The organism is Williamsia soli (genome assembly GCF_017377795.1).
GTDB classification, from domain to species: Bacteria; Actinomycetota; Actinomycetes; order Mycobacteriales; family Mycobacteriaceae; genus Williamsia; species Williamsia soli.
On the sequence record NZ_JAFRDR010000001.1, the window covers coordinates 316,174 to 334,686 of the forward strand.

An 18,513-nucleotide genomic window follows, 5' to 3' on the forward strand; every position below is an offset into this window, starting at 1 on the left:
TGATCGTCAGCCGATCAGCGGCCGACCCACTTGGGCTCACGCTTTTCGAGGAATGCGGTGACACCTTCCCGGCCGTCCTCGGACTGCAGCGCGTTACCGACCGCGAGGTGCTCCATGACCATGAGCGACTGGATGTCGGCGTCGAGGCCGCGGTCGATGGTCATCTTGGTGAGCTTCATCATGAACGGGCTCTTGTCGGTGAGCTGGGCGATGAAGTCTTCGACCGTCTGGTCGAGCTCCTCCGCCGGGGCCGAGGCGTTGATGAGATCGAAGTCGGCGGCCTCGATGCCGGAGAGCAGCTTGCCGGTCAGCATCAGTTCCTTGGTCTTGCGGATGCCGATCATGCGGGGCAGGCGGTAGATGGGTCCGGCGCCGCCGAAGAGCGCACGGCGGATGTGGAAGTCGCCGATCTTGGCGTCGTCGACGGCGATCGCGAAATCGCAGGAGATCATGAGTTCGAAGCCGCCGGCGGTGACGTAGCCCTCGAGGACCGCGACCGACGGGGTGTTCATGGAGTAGAGGCGATCGCAGACCTTGGCCGACAGGACTGCGACATCCATCGCGTTGGTGCTACCGACGTAGTCCTTGAGCAGGATATCCAGGTCGAATCCCGAGCAGAAGGTGTTGTTCACGCCGCGCAGGACGAGGACCTTGAGGTTCGGGTCGGCGTCGACCTCGGCGATGATCTCGTCGAGACGGTACAGCAGCTCGGGGGTCACGGCGTTCTTCTTGTGCGGGCGGTTCAGCCACACACGTGCGACGTCTCCGTCTTTTTCCAACAGGATGTGGTCGGTGTCAACCATCGGATGCCTCTCGTTTGACTTCAAATTGAACTGGATTCACTTCAGTTTTACTCGGTTGGCGGCGCAGCGTCAATACCGCCGCCGATCGACTCTGTCTTTCCCGTGCTCGCGCACCGTCAGATCCCGATCAGATTCGCGATCCGCGCGCGGTGCCGCCGCGAATCACCCTGCAGCGCTTCATTTCCCAATGCGCGACGAAAGTAGGAGTGGGCTGCGTGCTCCCACGTGAAGCCCACGCCGCCATGGAGTTGGATCGCCTCGGCGGACGCCTCGAGGGCCGCATCGGTGCACACGGCGCCGGCCACGGCGACGGCGAGCCGCGCTTCATCTGGGTCTTCTGCGAACACTGCAGCGGCGTAACGCGACGCCGACCTCGCCCGCTCCAGGGTGATCAGCAGGTCGGCGAGCCGATGTTTGATGGCCTGGAACGAGCCGATCGGCCGGCCGAACTGTTCCCGGGTCGAAACGTACTCGAGGGTGAGTTCGAGCAGCCGGTCGACGATGCCGGTGTTCTCGCAGGCCACCGCGAGAATTCTCAGATCCTCGATCCGCGCGCGAAACGTGGCGTCGGCGCCAGGTTCGGTCATCGTGAGAGCTGCGGTTCCCTCGAAGGAAACGTCGGCGAGCCGCCGGGTGGGGTCGATCGCCCTTCTCGTGACGCGTGACCTCGGCGACGGGTGGACGGCGAAAGTTCGCCGGCCGTCGGTGGTCTCTGCCGACACGATCAGCACGTCGGCGGCATCGCCCCCGACCACGTGGGTGACGCCGCCGCTCACCGTCCACCCGGAGTCGGTTTCCTCGGCTCGGAGCTGGTCGTGCTCTGGTTCGAGACTGCTGACCGCGACGAGGAGGCTGCCGGCCATGGCCTGCGCGAGAAGTTCTGCGATGGCTTCGTCGGCGGCGCCGAGCAAGAGCGCCTGGGTTCCGAGGATTGCCGATGAGAGCACCGGCTCGCAGACGAGTGCGCGGCCGCACTCCTCCAAGATGATGCTCAATTCGTCGGTGCCGTATCCGAGTCCGCCATGCGACTCCGGCACGGCAAGGGCGGCGACGGACATGTCATCGGCCAGCTGTTGCCACAGTTCCCGGGAAAAGCCGTGGTCAGAAGCGGACGCTTCCCGCACCGCATCGATATCGCTGTGTTTCGCCAGTAGCCCGCGAAGCGCGTCGCGGAGTTCTTGCTGTTCGACACCGGGAAAAAGGGAGGCGGGCTCGGACCGCGGCCAGGGTTCTTCGATGGCGGTGGCGCCAGGAGAGGTCATTCAGGTTCCAGTCGAGTTGAGTTCAGTTTGGTTTAATTCCCCGAGCCTAACCCGGATACACGTCTGGAACGAGGGTTTTACTGAACTAACTTCATTTCATGAGGCGGTGGTAGGAGACCCAGGTGAGATCGGCTGAGATGTCGAGACCGCAGGTGCCGCGACGTGGGACCACTCTTGGCGAATCGCGGCGACGATCGCGGCGACGACGGGGTCGGCACCAGCTGCTTCGATGTTCCACGCAATGCCTGCTGAGAATTCGAGTTCGCCGCTTGCCAGTGGGATGACGCTGAACGCGGGATCGGCGAATACACTTGCGGCACCGCCGGTCGCAGGATCGTAGGTGAGCGTGAGTCCGCGGCTGTGCCGTATGTAACTGGCGAGCATAGCCGGGTCGTTCTCGTCCATCCGGTGGAAGTCGCGGATACCCGCTTCGGCAAGGCGTTGATGAAGCCTGTTCAGGGCCAACGGTTGTGGAGTCGCCGGTCGCAGGACGACGGCTCGGTCTGCCAGCTCCGCCAATCTGAGTTCGTCGCGTCGCGCGAGTGGATCGTCCGCGCGCATCGCCACCATGAGTTGGTAGTGGCTGATCACCACGCTGTCGAGCGCAGCGTTGTTCAGTGGCAGGTGAACGAGCGCAGCGGCGAGTTCGCCCTTTTCGAGTGATTGCAGCAGATCGACCGAGCGCGCCGAGCGGTACAGCACCGAAGCGGCGGGCAACGCTCCCTCGGTCACCTCGATGAATCGGTCTGCGTCGGCGGGCGGAGATAGATGCGTTCCACCGATTCGTACGGTCGGGGGAACGTTCTTGAAGGCGTTGGCCGCGATTTTCAGGTCGTCCACAGCGTTCAGGATCTCGCGGACGCGTACGACGAGGGCCTCGCCGGGCGCGGTCAATTGAACCTCGTGATGTCGACGTACGAACAGGGCGCACCCCAGTTCGCGTTCGAGATCCTTGACCATCCGACTGACCGGCGACGGTGACAGATGAAGTCGTGCAGCAGCCCTGGCGAAGTGCAGCTCTTCGGCGACTGCGACGAAGCACCGCAATTGGGGGAGATCCACGATCACAGCATGAAGACGCCCCTGGCGGGCGTCAACAGCAGAGAACAACGATGCGTTTTGGAGAAGCTGACCGTGTTCCAAACAGCGATGTTCAACGGGAGATCCGGCTGCGAAAGTCGTCGCATGACCCCGAGTGAGATGGCCGTAGAGATCGATGCCCTGCCTTTGGCCGCGGTTCGGGTCATCGACCTCACGGATGGGTGCGGAGAGACCGCAGCACGACTCCTCGCAGACCTGGGCGCAGATGTCGTACGGGTCGAGCCCGTCAGTGGTGCGCGTTCACGGACCCAAGAACCCCTGTGGGGACGGACGAGCATCTACTACGAGACGCATAATCTCAACAAACGTGGGGTTGCACTCGACTTCGACCGGCCGTCGGGAAAGGCCCACTTCCTGCAGCTCCTGCAGAGTGCACACATTCTCATCGAGGGCCTCGGCGCCTCCCGGCTCTCCGAGTCGGATATCGCGCCGGCGTCTCTACGTGAGCGCTTTCCTAGCTTGGTGATCATCTCGATCAGTGACTTCGGAAACAGTGGACCGTACCGGACCTGGGTCGGCACCGAGGCTGTGCACTCGGCTCTGAGCAGCATCCTGTCGCGATCCGGACTTCCTGGTCGTCGGCCACTGCTGCCTCCGGGCGCGATGGCAACGGAGTCGGCTGCGCTGACAGCCGCGTGGGCAGCGATTCTTGCGTACTACAACCGCCTCGAGTCGGGTGCGGGAGACAGCGTCGATGTGTCTGTTCTCGAAAGTGCCGTCCAGGTCATCGATCCCGGATCCGGGATGGCCGGATCAGCGGCAGGAGGAGCGTCGGCCGTGGACACCCCGCGCGGCCGCCCCGATGTCAAGCACCGCTATCCGATCTTCGCGTGTGCAGACGGCTACGTGCGGTTGTGCATCCTGAGCCCGCGCCAGTGGCGGGGTGTTGTTGCCTGGCTGGGTAGGCCGACGTCCTTGTCCGACCCTGCGCTCGAGCGTCTGGAAGCGCGCTATACGCAAGCGGCACAGATTGATTCGATCCTCTCGGAGTTCATTGCGACGAAGACTCGTGACGAGGTGGTCGCCGGTGGCGAGCAGTTCGGCGTCCCCTGCGCAGCGGTTCTCGATGTCGGCGACGTGTTTGTGGCAGAGCACTTCCGCTCGCGGTCCACCTTCGTCGCGGTAGAAACGGCGGAGGGCTTGCTGCGTGTTCCGAATGGTCTGATCGAGATGGACGGTCTGCGGATGGGTGTTCGCACCCGGGCGCCCCGGCACGGCGAGCACAACTCCGAGGTCCTCACGGACTGGCGCGACGCGATGCCTGATGAGACCGAAATACCGGTTCCGGCAACGCCGCGACGTCCACTCGAAGGGATCCGCGTACTCGACCTCGGGGTGATCGTCGCAGGCGGCGAAGCCAGCCGACTTCTGGCCGACATGGGCGCCGAGGTCATCAAGATCGAGAGTTCTCGATTTCCCGACGGGAGCCGACAATCCATGGTCGGCGATCTTGTGAGCCCGGTGGTGGCTCGCGGTCACCGAAACAAGCAGAGCATCGGCATCGATCTGCGGTCCAGAGCCGGTCTGGAATTGATGAGGAAACTGGTGGCGACCGCCGATGTCATCCTGTCCAACTTCAAGCCCGGCACGATGGACAAATTGGGACTGTCTTATGCGGAACTCTCGCAGATCAACCCGCGGATCGTCGTGGTCCAGTCCAGCGCTTTCGGGTGCGTCGGCCCGTGGAGTCGCCGTCTCGGATACGGCCCACTCGTGCGGGCCGGAACGGGACTGACCGCCATGTGGCGATACCCCGGTGAAGTCGCCGGTTTCTCAGACATGGCAACCACCTACCCCGACCATGCTTCTGCCCGAATCGCAGCGCTCGGTGCCGTGTCTCTGCTGATCAGACGAAGGCGCACCGGCCGAGGCGGGAGGGTCGAGATCTCGCAGGCAGAGGTGATCCTGGCGCAGTTCGCCGATATTCTGGCCCTGGAGGCCCTTATTCCAGGTAGTACGGAACCTCATCGGGACGGGCGGATACCGGACGCGCCACGCGGGGTCTACCCCGCGTCGGGGGATGACGAATGGCTCGTCATAGACATTCGCGATTCGTCTGACTGGAGGAGACTGGCGGACCGGATCGGGCAACCGGCACTCGCCGTCGACCCGCGATTCGAGACCGCCGAACGCAGGGTCGCCCATCGCGAACTGCTCGACGGGATCATCACCCGATGGACGACATCACGATCGCCCCGAGAAGCGGTGGCAGCGCTGCAGCGGATCGGGGTCCCCGCCGGCATGATGCTGCGAGTCGCAGATCTACTCGAGGACGAGCACCTGCGCGATCGGGGCGCATTCACGGTGGCAGTACATCCGTTGGTCGATCACCCCTTACCGAGTGAGAACACCCCTGGACACTTCACCGGCGTGCCCGACGTCGAGCTGCGCCCGGCACCTCTACTCGGTCAGCAGACCCGCGCGATCGCCGGCCGATTGCTCGATCTGACACCTGAACAAGTCGACGAACTCCTCGGCTCGGGAGTCCTCGAAGAAAACCTTCCGCCGGCTTCGCCGGTCGGCGCCGAGTTCGAATCCCATGGACAGGAGAAGACGTATGACCACCAGCAACGAGTACACGCCGAACGAAGGGTACCCACCTGCGCCGCTACTGAAGGAACGCCGTGGACACGTCCTCGTACTGACGATCAATCGGCCTGACGCACGCAACGCCATCAACAAGACCGTTGCGGACCAGCTGGGACGGGCCTTGGCCGACGCGGACCGTGACCGTGACACGCGTGCGATCATCGTGACCGGGGCCGGCGGAAAGGCCTTCTGCGCAGGCGCCGATCTCAAGGCGCTCGCCCGGGGCGAGGGAATCGGCTCCGACGGACCGTGGGGATTCGCCGGCTACGTCCGTCACGCCGTCTCAGTGCCCACGATTGCTGCGGTCAACGGGTTCGCCTTGGGCGGCGGAACCGAAATAGCCTTGGCCAGCGACCTCGTGATCGCCTCCACAACAGCGACTTTCGGTCTTCCCGAGGTGAAGCGCGGGGTCATCGCCGGTGCTGGGGGTGCTTTTCGCCTGGCGGCGCAGATCCCACCGAAGGTCGCTCTCGAGCTGGCATTGACGGGCGAACCCATCACGGCAGGACGTGCTCTCGAGCTGGGTCTGGTCAATCGGGTGGTGGACCCCGAGGAATTGCTCGATACCGCACTGGAGCTGGCCCATCGAATCAGTTCGAACGCTCCACTTGCAGTCCAGGCAACAAAACGAATCGCCAGGGCGATCGGCGACGGCTCGTACGAGGCAGAAGCGCAATCGTGGAAACGGACCAAAGAGGAAGCGGGCGGGGTCATGAAGAGCTTGGACTCTGCTGAGGGGGTACGTGCCTTTGCCGAGAAGAGAACTCCGACGTGGAGAGGTGAGTAAGGAGCGTTTCTGCCGGATCTTGAACCGAGTATTCCGAATCCACCGTGTTTGAAGGGACTTTCAACGATGAAAACCAGATACAACATTGCTGTCGCAGCCGCCGCTGTCATCGCGTCGTTCAGTCTGATCGCTTGCGGGACCGGCACAAACTCCGCCGGGCCCACCGAAGGAAGCTGGGACGACGTCGTCGCCGCGGCGAACGAAGAGGGCAGCGTTCTGCTCTATTCGAGTCAGAAGCCCGCCAACCTAGAGGCGTTGAAGGTTGCATTCGAGGCGAGGTATCCCCAGATAAGTATGGAGTTCGTACGCGGCACCGACGCTGACATCAACCCTCGCGTGGAAACCGAGAATCGAATCAACAAGGGAACGGCGGATCTCCACATGGTGACCGATGCCGCCTGGATCGAGAACGTTGCGGAATCCGGCAAGTACTCGACGGAATTGGTAGGGCCGGCCTTCGCCGAACCCGCCTACGAGCCCGCGAAGAGTCTGATCAACAACCGGTTCTTCCTCACCAGCGCGGCGGTTTTCGCGCTCGGCTGGAACACGGCGAGCGTTCCGGGAGGACTCGAGGATCCCAGGGACATCCTCAATCCGGACTACACAGGAAAGATCGGAATCGTGAACCCTGCTGGGATCGCCTCATATGTTGATCTCTATCGCTATTACGCAGACACATTCGGCGCCGACTACTGGGAAAAGCTGGCAGCGCTCGAGCCACGCGTCTTCCCCAGTGCCATCGCAGTGGGTCAAGCCCTGGCATCGGGCGAGGTGGTCGTGGCGCCGGCGGTGCAGCCATTGGTGTCTGAGGTTGCGGCAGGGGCACCGGTCGACTGGGCGCTTCCTGAAAATCCCTGGGGAGCACCGTGGTTCAGTCACGTTCTGAGCGCCGCACCGCATCCCAATGCGGCGCAGGTCCTTGCCGACTTCATGGTCACCAAAGAAGGGCAGACGGCGCTGAACAGTGGATACGCTGCGGCACTTCCCGACATCACCGGCGCAGTTGCGCGTGCGCAGGACATCGAGTCACCCGACACGGCCGATCTGACCCCCGCGAAGATCGAGGAGTACTCCCAACAATGGGAAAAATTGTTCCTGTCCTGAGGCTGACGACCCCGGATTCCGAAAAGGAGGCGCCCCGGTGCGACAACTAGACCCCCAGACCCCGGTCCTCGTAGGCGTAGGGCAAGCGTCCGACTTCCTCGACCGGCCCGACTACCGGCAGCTCAGTGCCGTAGAGCTCGCGGCGAGCGCTGCCAGGGCAGCGATCTCGGACTGCGGCGTAGCCCCCCGGGTCATTGCCGGTCAGATCGACACCGTCGTCGGTATACGGCAGTTCGAGAACTCGACGCCCGTGGCGATCGCACCGTTGGGTCGATCGGACAACTATCCCAGGTCGGTTGCGGACCGAATCGGCGCGGATCCACGGCGCGCGATCTTGGGGGTCAGCGGGGGCCAGGCTCCCCAGCAGCTGGTCACCGAGATGGCCGGCGCGATCGCACGGTCGGCTTCTGGGGTGACCTTGATCTTCGGGGCCGAAGCAATCTCCACGGTCCGCCATCTCGCCACGGCCGAGGGGCGGCCTGATTTCACCGAGCGACGCGGAGGTCAGCTCGAGGACCGCGGATACGGACTGCAAGGCCTGGTCGCGGAGACCGAAACGGTCCACAGAATCGTCGGCGCACCTTCTCGATACGCGCTGTTCGAGAATGCTCGTCGCGCTCGGGTCAAACAGACGCGCTCTGAGTACGCACTGTCGATGGGGCAACTGCTCGAACCGTTCACTGCCGTTGCCGCCGGAAATGTGCATGCCGCGGCTCCGATCGAACGGACCGCCGTGGAGTTGGCCACGGTCACCGAGCGCAATCGTATGATTGCAGACCCGTATCCACGGTTCATGGTGTCGCGAGATCAGGTGAATCAAGGAGCGGCAGTTCTACTCATGTCGATCGGTGCCGCCCAGGAACTCGGTGTCCCGGAATCGAAATGGATCTTCTTGCACGGGCACTGCGATCTCCGCGAGAAAGAACTCCTGGCGCGGCCGGACCTGAGTACCAGCCCGGCTGCGATCGCCGCCGCGGCACACGCCCTGCGCGTCGCTGACGTCGAGGCCGATCATCTCTCGTTCATCGACCTCTACAGTTGCTTCCCGATCGCTGTGTCCAATGTCTGCGATGGTCTCGGTCTCAGCCCAGCCGATCCGAGGCGGTTGAGTGTCAGCGGTGGCCTTCCGTTTTTCGGCGGTGCCGGCAACAACTACTCGATGCACGCAATCGCGGAAACAGTCGTTCGTCTGCGCTCGGCGCCGGGGTCGTTCGGCTTGGTCGGCGCGAACGGCGGCTACCTCAGCAAGTATTCGGTGGGCGTCTACTCGACCAGACCGGTCAGGTGGCGAGACAGTGAGAGCGGTGATGTCCAGGCGAACCTCGACGCGGCTCCGAGTGTGCTGTCGACCGAGATGGCCGATGGCTGGGCCGTCGTGGAGAGCTATACCACCACGTACGGCCCGGCCGGTCGGACCGGCATCGTTGTCGGCAGGCTCGAAGACGGCAGACGCTTTCTCGCCAACTCGATTGACGGCGATGTCGAGATGCAGAACCTGCTCGCCGACGAGCAACCCGTAGGAGAGTCGGTCTTCGTGCGCTCCGGGCGTGCCGGTCGCAACCTGGTCGCGGCGAACGAGGAGGCAATGGTCGAGCTGGCCGAACAATTGCCGTGAGCCCCGATGCGGTGCAAGAGGGTCGGGCGGGTCGCGGCGCGGGCCGGATGGTCAGAAGCTGAAGTCACGGTCGGTTTCCGCATCAATTAGCGCCGAGGTCTCGACAACGACGGTTTTACTGAACTAAGTTCATTTCATGGGAACCGTGATCGAGGAGTACTACGCGACGCTGGACAGTGGACGTCTCGAGGATGCGGTGGGCCTGCTCGCCGAAGACGTCCAGTTCACGATGGTGTTGCCGACCGGCATCAACCGGGACGGCGGGCGGATGAGCATGCTGGGTTATCTGCGCGCCCGACCGGATGTCGATAGGAAGCACGTGTTGTTGCGGGTGGCCGCCGACGGCGACCTACTGTTCGCGCACGGGGCCGTGACCGAAAAAGGCGCCGTCACAACCGGATACTTCGTGGGCGTGATGCACGTGAACGATGACGGTCTGGTCGATCGCTACCAGGTGTCGTTCGACCCCGAATTCTCACTTCTGCCTCAAGGTTTCACCCCTGAAGGAGCGTCAGTATGACAACGGCAGTCTCGACTCCTGTGCTTGCGCAGTGGTTCGCGTACATGGATTCCGACGATCCCGACCGCGTGCTGACCATGATCTCCGACGATTTCGTGATGTCGGTGCTGTTTTCGAAGGGCGGCGGGGAATCGGCCGAGTTCGTCGGTGATCGAGAGGGTTTGGTGGGCTACCTGGCGCAGCGGGAGAAAAGCACCCTGGTCCATCACATCGACAACGGGGCGGTGGTGGACGGTGTGGAGGTGGTTCTCGGTCGCACCACCCGGGCCGGCGCCTTCGAGGCCACATTCAACGCCAGTGCGCAGGTGAATGCGGACGGCAAGGTGCGCAGGGTGCTCATGGCTCGGACCACCGAGGTCGCATTCGACTGAGCTGCGTACCTCGCAGCCGATGACGTTACGGTTCCAAGCGGACGAGCGTCTTTCCGGTGTTGTCTCCGGCCAGCATCGCGGTGAGGGCGACCGGCGCCTGCTCGAGGCCGTCAAAAACCAACTCGCTGTACTTCATCCGGCCTTCACGTAGGTATCCGCCGATCTCGGTACGCATCTCGGTGGCCAGATGATTGAATGACCCGGCGCGGAATCCCTCGACTCGGATGCCCTTGGAGACGAGCTGGAAGAGATTGGTCGGTCCCGGCGCGGCAGTGGCGTTGTCGTAGTCGGACAGCGCACCACACACGGCGACTCGTCCGCCGGGGCGCATGTTGTCCAGTGCGGCGGCGAGGTGTTCGGACCCGACGTTGTCGAAGTAGACATCGATACCGGCGGGCGCTGCCTTCGCCAGGAGATCTGTGATCGGGCCCTCGTGGTAGTCGAAGGCGGCGTCGAGGCCGAGTTCGTCCAGGAGGTAGGAGACCTTCTGGGGACTTCCCGCTGAGCCGATCACGGTGGCGCCGCGCTGTTGTGCGAGTTGGGCTGCGATGCTGCCGACTGCGCCCGCCGCTGCTGACACCCACAGGGTGTCGGTCGGACGGAGCCCAGCGACCCCGAACAATCCGGCATACGCCGTCAACCCCGAGCTGCCCAGCGGTCCGAGAAACCACTGCGAGGGGAGTTCTCCTCCGTCGAACCGGCTCAGGCTCCCGTATCCGCCAATCGTCGCGCCGTCGGTGCCGATCACGGCGTAGTCGCGGTAGCCATACATGTGGGAGACGGTGTCTCCCGGCGCGAACTCGCTGTTTCTGGATTCTTCGACCACGCCGAGGGCAAGGCCGACCAGGGGCTCGCCTGGCTTGAACGGTGGCAGATAGCCGTTCGGGGTGCTCGATCGGAGTCGGATCCGGATCGACGGGTCGATCGAGAGCCAGGTGTTGCGGACCAGGACTTCGCCGGCTCGCAAGGCTGGGACCAGACGGGTGGTCATCACCAGGTCGGAAGCCTTGAGTCGGCCGTCCGGCCGAGACTGCAGGCTCAGCAGGCGATTGCGTGTCGTCACGGGTTGTCTCCACTCTCGATCGGGTTCATTCTGGATGAAATGACTTCAGTTCAGGATATCCCGACATTTCGCCACACGGACGAGTTTGCTGAACTAAGTTCAATTTTGAGAGGAGGCAGATGTGACAGGCGCGACGCAGATGGGATTCTTCGCGCCGCTGCGCGTCCGACGCCTGCGTCTGATGCTCCTGGTCGAACTCGGTGCCAGTGTCGGGGTGTGGATCCTGGTCCTCGCGGCACAGTGGATTCTCACCGAAGCGGGTGAATCGGCAACCACGGTCTCGGCGGTTCAGTTCGCGATCAGCGTGCCGTTCTTCCTGTTCGCACTGCCGATCGGCGCCATCGCCGAATACACCAGCCATCGACGTCTTCTGGTGGGCATCTCGCTGATCTTGCTGATCGCGTCGGCAGTCCTCGTTGTTCTCGACATCCTCGGCCAGGTCGGCGTCGCGGTCTTGATGGGCAGCGTTTTCGTGGCCGGCGCCGGCCTCGCCGTTGTCGCCATCGTGTGGCAGGCATTGCTTCCCCACCTCGTCAGCCGCGACATGATGACGGTCGTTCCGGCGATCGATGGCGCGGTGTTCAACGGGGCACGCGCGATCGGACCGCTGATCGGCGGTGCGATCCTGGCAGGACTCGGATCAACGTGGGCCTTTGCCTCGGTCGGAGTCCTGTTCGCCGGCTGCGCCGTGATCGCAGCCTGGCAGGTGCCGACCACAGCTGGCACCGGGGCGACACGAAGCCCGGTCGGCAAAGCAGTATCCGGGGGCATCCGGTTCATCCGCCACTCCAGGTGGACGCGGCGGTTACTGGTCCGATTGACGATATTCGGCATACCGGCCAGCTGCCTATGGGCGCTCCTGCCACTCGTTGCCCACGATCGCCTGCGCGCGAGCACGTTCGAGTTCGGTGTGATGTCCGGCGCGATCGGTGTCGGAGCGGTGGTCGGCACCATCGTCCTGATGCCATTGCGGGCGAAGATGAGCTGGAACCGATTCGTTGCGTTGGGGTCTGGCGCGTACGCGGTCGTTCTGGCGGGGATGGCATTCGCCACCCGGCTCGACGTGATCCTGGTGCTGATGGTTGTTGTCGGCGCCGCGTGGGTCGGTGTGCAGAGCACCTGGATGATCGCGGCCCACAGCGTCGTACCGCCGTGGATCAAAGCACGCATCATCGCCTTCATCATGCTGACGTTCCAGGGCAGTCAAGCCGTCGGAGCAATCGTCTGGGGAATACTTGCCGATCTCATCGGCCTGGTTCCGGCAGTCGCTACCGCCGCCGTCCTGATGATCGTGGCCGCTGTCGGTGTCCTGCGGCGAGGGATCTTTCCGAGCGAGGGAATCGCTCCGGACCCTGCAGTGTTCGAGGCGGTTGCTTTGCCGGAGGCCGGGTTTGGGGACCGTCAGGTGGTCATCGAGACGACGTACGTTGTGGCGCCCGAGAATCGGTCACACTTTTTCGATGACATCGAGGAGCTGAGGCGCTCCCGCCTTCGTCTGGGAGCGCTGCGCTGCACCGTCATGCAGGCCGCGCAGCACCCGGACACCTACGTCGAATACTCCACCTTCAGTGCCTGGGCGGACTACATCCTGCACGAAACCGAGCGGCTCACGGTGCCGGAGATGCGTCTACGCGAAAGGGTTGCAGCGAACCTCAAGTCTGCTCCGGTGACCAGGGTGCTGGTGGTCCCAGAAGGAACGAACAGTAGATGAAAGAGGAATCCAATGGGAAATGACTTCCCGCACCTGTTTTCACCGTTTGAACTCGGTGGGATCGCACTCAAGAACAGGCTGGTGGCCTTGCCTGCCGGGACGAGCATGGCCGAACACGGCATTCCGACCCACGGCGACACCGAGCACTTCGAGCGTTTGGCCGCCGGCGGAGTGGGGCTGATCATCGGTGGCGCGACGGTGGTACACCCGACGACAACCCTGCGATCCAGAAAGCTCATCGAGGGTTACCGCGACGAGTCCGTTCCGGCTGCCGCTGCAAAAGCTGACGTCATCCACCGACACGGAGCGCGGTTCATCGGGCAACTCTGCCATCTCGGTCGTGAGTTCATCGGTGGTGAATCGGATTCGCCGCCCTCGGCTCCGTCGGCGATCAAGACGGCGCGCGACGCCTACCCACCACACGAGTTGACCGTCGCGGAGATCGAGGACATCGTCGAGGGCTGGCGTATCTCGACCGAGAACCTGGTCAAGGCAGGTGCAGACGGAGTCGAAGTGCACGCTGCCCACGGCTATCTGCCGGCCCAGTTCATGTCACGGCTGACCAACCGCAGGACCGACGGCTTCGGAGGGTCTTTCGAGAATCGAATGCGATTCACCCGCTTGGTGATCGAGGCGATGCGGTCGGTCATTCCCGCCGGGTTCGTTCTCGGGGTTCGACTCAGTGGCGAAGAAGAGATCCCCGGCGGGATGGACCTCGAGGACTGCGTGCGTATTGCGGAGGAACTCACTCCTCTCGGGGTCGACTACTTCAGCATCACGCACGGCACCCGCGGCAAATACGTGAAGGACTCGACCGACGCAGACGCGGTCGCCATCCCGTCGGCGTCGAGAGTCCGTGCGGCGACCGGGGTTCCGACCCTCGTCGGTCAACGGATCCGGGATGCGGCAACGGCCGACCACGCCATCAAGAACGGGCACGTGGACATGGTGGGAATGGCACGGGCGCTGATCGCCGATCCGGACCTCCCGATCAAGTCTCAGACCGGCCGCCTCGACGAGATACGCGGCTGCCTGGGGATCAATCAGGACTGCCGGGCATTCGACCCACATCTGCACTGTGCGGTCAACGCCGAAATCGGTCGTGGCCGGCATCCGGGCGTGGGAGTCCAGGCGCCGAAGTCCAAGGAGATCTTCGTGATCGGTGGTGGCCCGGCAGGAATGGAAGCTGCTCGCGTCGCTGCAGGTCGGGGGCATCGCGTCACCTTGTTCGAGCAGAGCGCGGTTCTCGGTGGTGCTGTCCGGGTGGCCGCTGCTGCGCCTCACCGCGCAACCCTGGGGGATGTCGTCGACTACCTTCAGCGCGAACTCAGAAGGCTCAAGGTCGACGTGAACCTCTCTGCCGGAATCGAATCAGATGACGTGGCCGACATCGCCGAGGCAGCAGATCACATTGTTGTCGCCACCGGATCACGACCTGCGGATCTACCAGCCGGCCTCCGCGGCCGATCTGCGGTGACGGTGGACGATGTGCTGCTGGGTCGTTTTCCGGATGTGGCGAGCCGCCGCGCTGTTGTCTTCGATGAGGGCGACGGATTCTGGCCTGCCTACAGCGCCGCCGAGGCGCTGGCACAGCAAGGATGGCAGGTCATTTTGGCCACCGCGCTCACCGGACTTGCCTCACGGGTCCCGGCGGAGAGCGCGGGGCCACTGCTGACCCGGCTCGGGGCTGCCGGGACCCAGTTCAAGGTGGGCCACTCCGTGGTGGTGCCGGACGATCCAGCGGCGCCGTTGCGCCTGCGGCCCGTGTTCGGTGGCTGCGACATCGACCTCGAGGACGTTCTCATGGTGTGGCATCAGCCGCGGGTGCCGGCGTCGTCACTCGGGTTCGAGGCCGGGAAGTCGATCACCATCATCGGTGATGCGGTGACCCCTCGGCGTCTGAGCCACGCCATCGCGGAGGGCTATCGCCTCGGCGCTGAGCTATGACAACCGCAGGTACACAAACAAAAGCACACGGTCCAGTCAAAATCACACGTTGCAGCAGGTGCTTATGACTGGACGGTGTGCATTTGTCACGCCTTCTTGTTCGACGCGAGCACACTCGCGCGTAGTCGCTTGTATCCCCGGACGTGCAGGCTCCCTATCGATTTGAAGAAGAAGCGGTCGTCGCCGTCGATCGCGTTCGCGAGTTCGGTATCGGCGAGGATCGTTCCGGGCCGGGCGGAGCTGGTCAGCCGCGCGGCGATGTTCACCGGTTCTCCGAAGACGTCGCCGAGTCGGGTCAGTACCGTGCCGAAGGCGATACCGACGCGCAGCGGTGGCAGGCCGTGTTCGTCGGTGAGCTGCTGTAGGGCGAGTGCCATGTCGGCCGCCGCGGCCGGATCTTCGACCTCGAACATCACCGCGTCGCCGAGGGTCTTCACCACTCGCCCGCCCCGTGAGTTGATCACGTCGTAGGCGTTTGTCTCAAACGTTTCGAGAAGACCGTCGAGCTCATCCATCCCGATCTTGCGCGACAAGCTCGTGTATCCGACGATGTCGACGAAACCGACTGCAAGAGTTCGGTTCACGCCGTCGGTGGTCGCCAGCGCGTTCTGCAGCGCAGAGGCGAGATGGCGTCGCCAGACCAGCGTCTGTACCCGTTGCACAGCGCCGAGCATCGTCTCGAGATCTGGGCTGTCGCCCCTGCGGATGCGATCGGCCATGTTATTGGCCTCCCAGTCCGCGAGCCTCGACATGGTCTGGCCGAGTGCCCTGGCCATGGCGATCTCGAACTCCGGGGGCTGGCCCTCGTCGAGGCCCCGGACCAGCTGCAGGGCCTGCACGTCGTCGGCGGTGAAGAGCTTGTCGTCGCCCGATTCCATCGTAAAACCGAAGGCGGACCAGACCCGGCGCGCGTGATCGGCGGAGATGTTCAGCGCCGCGGTCATGTCTTCGAGCGTGAAGAGGCGATCGCCGCCGAGCAGTTGCGATTCGATGGACTCCGCGGAGATCTCGGGCTGCTCGGTCACGACACCGCTGTCCGGGAGACGGCCGCCTCGGGTAGCCCGAGCACGCCTTTCATCAGGTATGCGAGTAACGCCGGCATCTCGGGCCGACTCCAGTTGCGGCGTAGACGCATGGCGTCGTTGGCGATTGTCAGCGCTGCGTGCACGGTCACCGCGGCCTCCGGGTTGGGAAGGTCGGCCTCGATCTGCTCGACCAGGTGCACCCAGCGTGCCACGTATCGGCGCTGATAGGTGATCAGATCGCCATTGTCGAAGCCTTCGAGGACGCTGCGGCTGTTGAAGGAGACCGACAGGTCGGGAGTCGAGGTCAACACCTGGACGTACGAGTCGACCAGGAGCCCCAGCAGCGATGTGGCGTCGTCGGCCACCGAGTAGGCCGCGATCGCACTCGCTTCCAGGCGATTCGCACTTCGCTGGCTGATGCCGATGAGGATGGCCTGCTTGCTCGGAAAGTGCTTGTAGACACTGGGGCCGGTGATCCCGACGGCCTCGCCGATCTCATCGACCCCGACCGGCGCGAAGCCTCGCTGCTGGAACAGGGTGGCCGCGGCGTCGAGGATCTCGTCCCGGCGACCGGTCGGTTCGGCGAGGGCCCGGGGGAGTGGTGCGATCGGCTGCGCGTCGTCCGGCGTCATGTCGACGACGCGATTCGCGAGCGTCACCAACCGCGCGACTGCCCGTGACGTCGAGATGCGGGTGCGGTGGACAGACACACTGCCGTTGATGCTGAGGATGGTCCAGGCCAGCTGATCGAGATCCCGCGGCGACAGATCCGTGCGGTGGCCGAAGACGGCGCCGGACCACCGATGCAGGACCGTGCGGGTGCGCCGGGCGACCTCGTCGTTCTGGTCAGGTGTCAGATGCGCGGTGGACCAGCGCCACAGCGCCGCCGAGTTGGGGTTGGTCACGCCGAGCGCGCAGAGCTTCTCGATGGCCTTGTCGATCGGTATCTCGCCATCGGCTGCCGGAGCGAGTGCGGTGTCGGTGCACCGCTCGATGTCCTCGACCCCGGACATCACGGCAGCGAACAGGATGGCCTGTTTGTCGGCGAAATGCCGGTAGATGGAGGGGCCGGTGACACCGGCACCCTTGGCGATGTCGGCCACCGAGACATGGTCGTATCCACGCGCGAGAAACAGTTCCGCGGCCTGGTCGACAAGCTGGCGTTTGCGGTCGGCGGGCCGGCGGTGACGAGTGTTTCTCGAGCCGCCCGCGACATCGGGGTTCGTGGACATTGTGAATCAACCATAGCGCACGGTTGTGAGATTGAATGCTGCTTTGTACTCGGGGTATGGTCAAATAAGTTACAGCGCGTTAGCCTGGTGTCAGATCGAAGGCGAGTGCTGGCGAACAGCGCCGTTCATGTGAAAGGAAACCCCAGCGTGAGTGAACAAGCATTTATCTACGAGGCCATCCGCACGCCTCGTGGCAAGCAACGGAAGGGCTCACTGCACACCGTGAAGCCCGTCGACCTCGTGGTCGGCCTCATCAACGAGCTCAAGGTTCGTTTCCCGGACCTCGATCCCGCCGACATCAACGATGTCGTCCTCGGCCTCGTCTCCCCGGTCGGCGAGCAGGGTGCAGTGCTGCCGCGTACCGCGGCACTCGTCGCCGGTCTCCCGGACACCGTTCCCGGTACCCAGATCAACCGCTTCTGCGCCTCGGGCCTCGAGGCCACCAACCTCGCCGCCCAGAAGGTCGCCTCAGGCTGGGACGACCTCGTGATCGCCGGTGGTGTCGAATCGATGTCCCGCGTGCCCATGGGCAGCGACGGTGGCGCGATGTTCACCGACCCGACCACGGCCTACGACCTCTACATCGCGCCCCAGGGCATCGGTGCTGACCTGATCGCCACCATCGAGGGCTTCTCCCGCGAGGACGTCGACGCCTACGCCGCCGAGTCGCAGGCCCGCGCCGAGGCCGCCTGGTCCGGTGGCTACTTCGCCAAGTCCGTCGTGCCTGTCAAGGACATCAACGGCGTCACCCTGCTCGACCACGACGAGCACCGTCGCCCGGGCAGCACCGTCGAGAGCCTCGGCAAGCTCAAGCCCGCGTTCGAGGGCATCGCCGCCATGGGCGGGTTCGACGACGTCGCACGACAGAAGTACGTCAACGTCGAAAAGGTCAATCACGTTCACACCGGCGGTAACTCGTCGGGCATCGTCGACGGCGCAGCGCTGGTGCTGGTCGGCTCCGAGGCGGCAGGCAAGAAGGCGGGACTCACCCCGCGTGGCCGCGTCGTCGCCACTGCTCAGACCGGTAGCGATCCCACGATCATGCTCACCGGCCCGACGCCGGCGACCGAGGCCGTACTCAAGAAGGCCGGCCTGACCGTCGATGACATCGATGTCTTCGAGCTCAACGAGGCCTTCGCCTCGGTGGTCATGAAGTGGCTCAAGGATCTGAAGATCCCGCACGAGAAGACCAACGTGAACGGCGGCGCGATCGCGATGGGCCACCCGCTCGGTGCCACCGGCGCCATGCTGGTCGGAACCGTCCTCGACGAGCTCGAGCGCACCGGCGGCCGCTACGGCCTGATCACTCTGTGCATCGGCGGCGGCATGGGTGTCGCCACGATCATCGAGCGTGTCTGACCCTCTCCGGCCCTTCCCCACTTC

15 protein-coding genes are annotated in these 18,513 nt (G+C 64.2%); 9 read left to right on the forward strand and 6 right to left on the reverse strand.

Translation table 11 applies throughout. From position 1 onward, the window contains the following. Positions 1-14 precede the first annotated feature (14 nt). The 3 genes from J3S28_RS01515 to J3S28_RS01525 form a co-directional block, all read right to left on the reverse strand. Complete coding sequence (locus J3S28_RS01515; protein WP_207836441.1) at positions 15-803, reverse strand: enoyl-CoA hydratase/isomerase family protein; 789 nt, start codon at positions 801-803, stop codon at positions 15-17. Positions 804-919: 116 nt separating this feature from the next. Beyond that, positions 920-2,065, reverse strand: coding sequence for an acyl-CoA dehydrogenase family protein (locus J3S28_RS01520; RefSeq protein WP_207836450.1), 1,146 nt, complete (start codon positions 2,063-2,065; stop codon positions 920-922). A 96-nt stretch (positions 2,066-2,161) separates the two neighbouring features. Beyond that, complete coding sequence (locus J3S28_RS01525) at positions 2,162-3,127, reverse strand: LysR family transcriptional regulator (protein WP_207836451.1); 966 nt, start codon at positions 3,125-3,127, stop codon at positions 2,162-2,164. A gap of 123 nt (positions 3,128-3,250) precedes the next feature. Between J3S28_RS01525 and J3S28_RS01530 the strand changes: the two genes are divergently transcribed. From J3S28_RS01530 to J3S28_RS01555, 6 genes are all read left to right on the forward strand, one after another. Next, complete coding sequence (locus J3S28_RS01530) at positions 3,251-5,827, forward strand: CaiB/BaiF CoA transferase family protein (protein ID WP_207836453.1); 2,577 nt, start codon at positions 3,251-3,253, stop codon at positions 5,825-5,827. After that, positions 5,724-6,542, forward strand: a complete 819-nt coding sequence (locus J3S28_RS01535; RefSeq protein WP_207836464.1) for a crotonase/enoyl-CoA hydratase family protein — start codon at positions 5,724-5,726, stop codon at positions 6,540-6,542. The genes J3S28_RS01530 and J3S28_RS01535 overlap by 104 nt, the downstream gene beginning before the upstream one ends. Positions 6,543-6,608: 66 nt before the next feature. Continuing rightward, complete coding sequence (locus J3S28_RS01540; RefSeq protein ID WP_207836466.1) at positions 6,609-7,646, forward strand: ABC transporter substrate-binding protein; 1,038 nt, start codon at positions 6,609-6,611, stop codon at positions 7,644-7,646. A 37-nt stretch (positions 7,647-7,683) separates the two neighbouring features. After that, on the forward strand, positions 7,684-9,261 hold the full coding sequence (locus J3S28_RS01545; protein ID WP_207836479.1) for an acetyl-CoA acetyltransferase: 1,578 nt from the start codon (positions 7,684-7,686) through the stop codon (positions 9,259-9,261). Positions 9,262-9,397: 136 nt separating this feature from the next. Beyond that, on the forward strand, positions 9,398-9,781 hold the full coding sequence (locus tag J3S28_RS01550; protein ID WP_207836482.1) for a nuclear transport factor 2 family protein: 384 nt from the start codon (positions 9,398-9,400) through the stop codon (positions 9,779-9,781). Then, positions 9,778-10,152 carry a hypothetical protein gene (locus tag J3S28_RS01555; protein WP_207836485.1) on the forward strand — a complete coding sequence of 125 codons (375 nt, stop codon included), beginning with the start codon at positions 9,778-9,780 and terminating at the stop codon, positions 10,150-10,152. Before J3S28_RS01550 ends, J3S28_RS01555 begins: the two co-directional genes overlap by 4 nt. Positions 10,153-10,177: 25 nt before the next feature. Here the strand turns inward: J3S28_RS01555 and J3S28_RS01560 are convergent, their stop codons facing one another. Continuing rightward, on the reverse strand, positions 10,178-11,215 hold the full coding sequence (locus J3S28_RS01560; protein ID WP_207836487.1) for an NADP-dependent oxidoreductase: 1,038 nt from the start codon (positions 11,213-11,215) through the stop codon (positions 10,178-10,180). Positions 11,216-11,336: 121 nt separating this feature from the next. On the opposite strand from J3S28_RS01560, the gene J3S28_RS01565 reads away from it, so the two are divergent. Together J3S28_RS01565 and J3S28_RS01570 are read left to right on the forward strand one after the other, a co-directional pair. After that, positions 11,337-12,926 carry an MFS transporter gene (locus tag J3S28_RS01565; RefSeq protein ID WP_207836489.1) on the forward strand — a complete coding sequence of 530 codons (1,590 nt, stop codon included), beginning with the start codon at positions 11,337-11,339 and terminating at the stop codon, positions 12,924-12,926. A gap of 12 nt (positions 12,927-12,938) precedes the next feature. Beyond that, the gene (locus tag J3S28_RS01570; protein WP_207836497.1) at positions 12,939-14,873 is read left to right on the forward strand and encodes an oxidoreductase; all 1,935 of its coding nucleotides are present in this window, start codon (positions 12,939-12,941) and stop codon (positions 14,871-14,873) included. A gap of 86 nt (positions 14,874-14,959) precedes the next feature. On the opposite strand, the gene J3S28_RS01575 is transcribed toward J3S28_RS01570, so the two are convergent. After that, positions 14,960-15,898, reverse strand: a complete 939-nt coding sequence (locus tag J3S28_RS01575; RefSeq protein WP_307796741.1) for an adenylate/guanylate cyclase domain-containing protein — start codon at positions 15,896-15,898, stop codon at positions 14,960-14,962. Further along, positions 15,895-17,130 (reverse strand): TetR/AcrR family transcriptional regulator, encoded by a 1,236-nt coding sequence (locus J3S28_RS01580; protein ID WP_207836499.1) that lies wholly within the window; start codon positions 17,128-17,130, stop codon positions 15,895-15,897. The genes J3S28_RS01575 and J3S28_RS01580 overlap by 4 nt, the downstream gene beginning before the upstream one ends. Positions 17,131-17,277: 147 nt before the next feature. Here J3S28_RS01580 and J3S28_RS01585 point away from each other — a divergent pair, with 147 nt between their 5' ends. Next, positions 17,278-18,489, forward strand: a complete 1,212-nt coding sequence (locus tag J3S28_RS01585) for an acetyl-CoA C-acetyltransferase (protein ID WP_207836502.1) — start codon at positions 17,278-17,280, stop codon at positions 18,487-18,489. Positions 18,490-18,513: the final 24 nt, after the last annotated feature.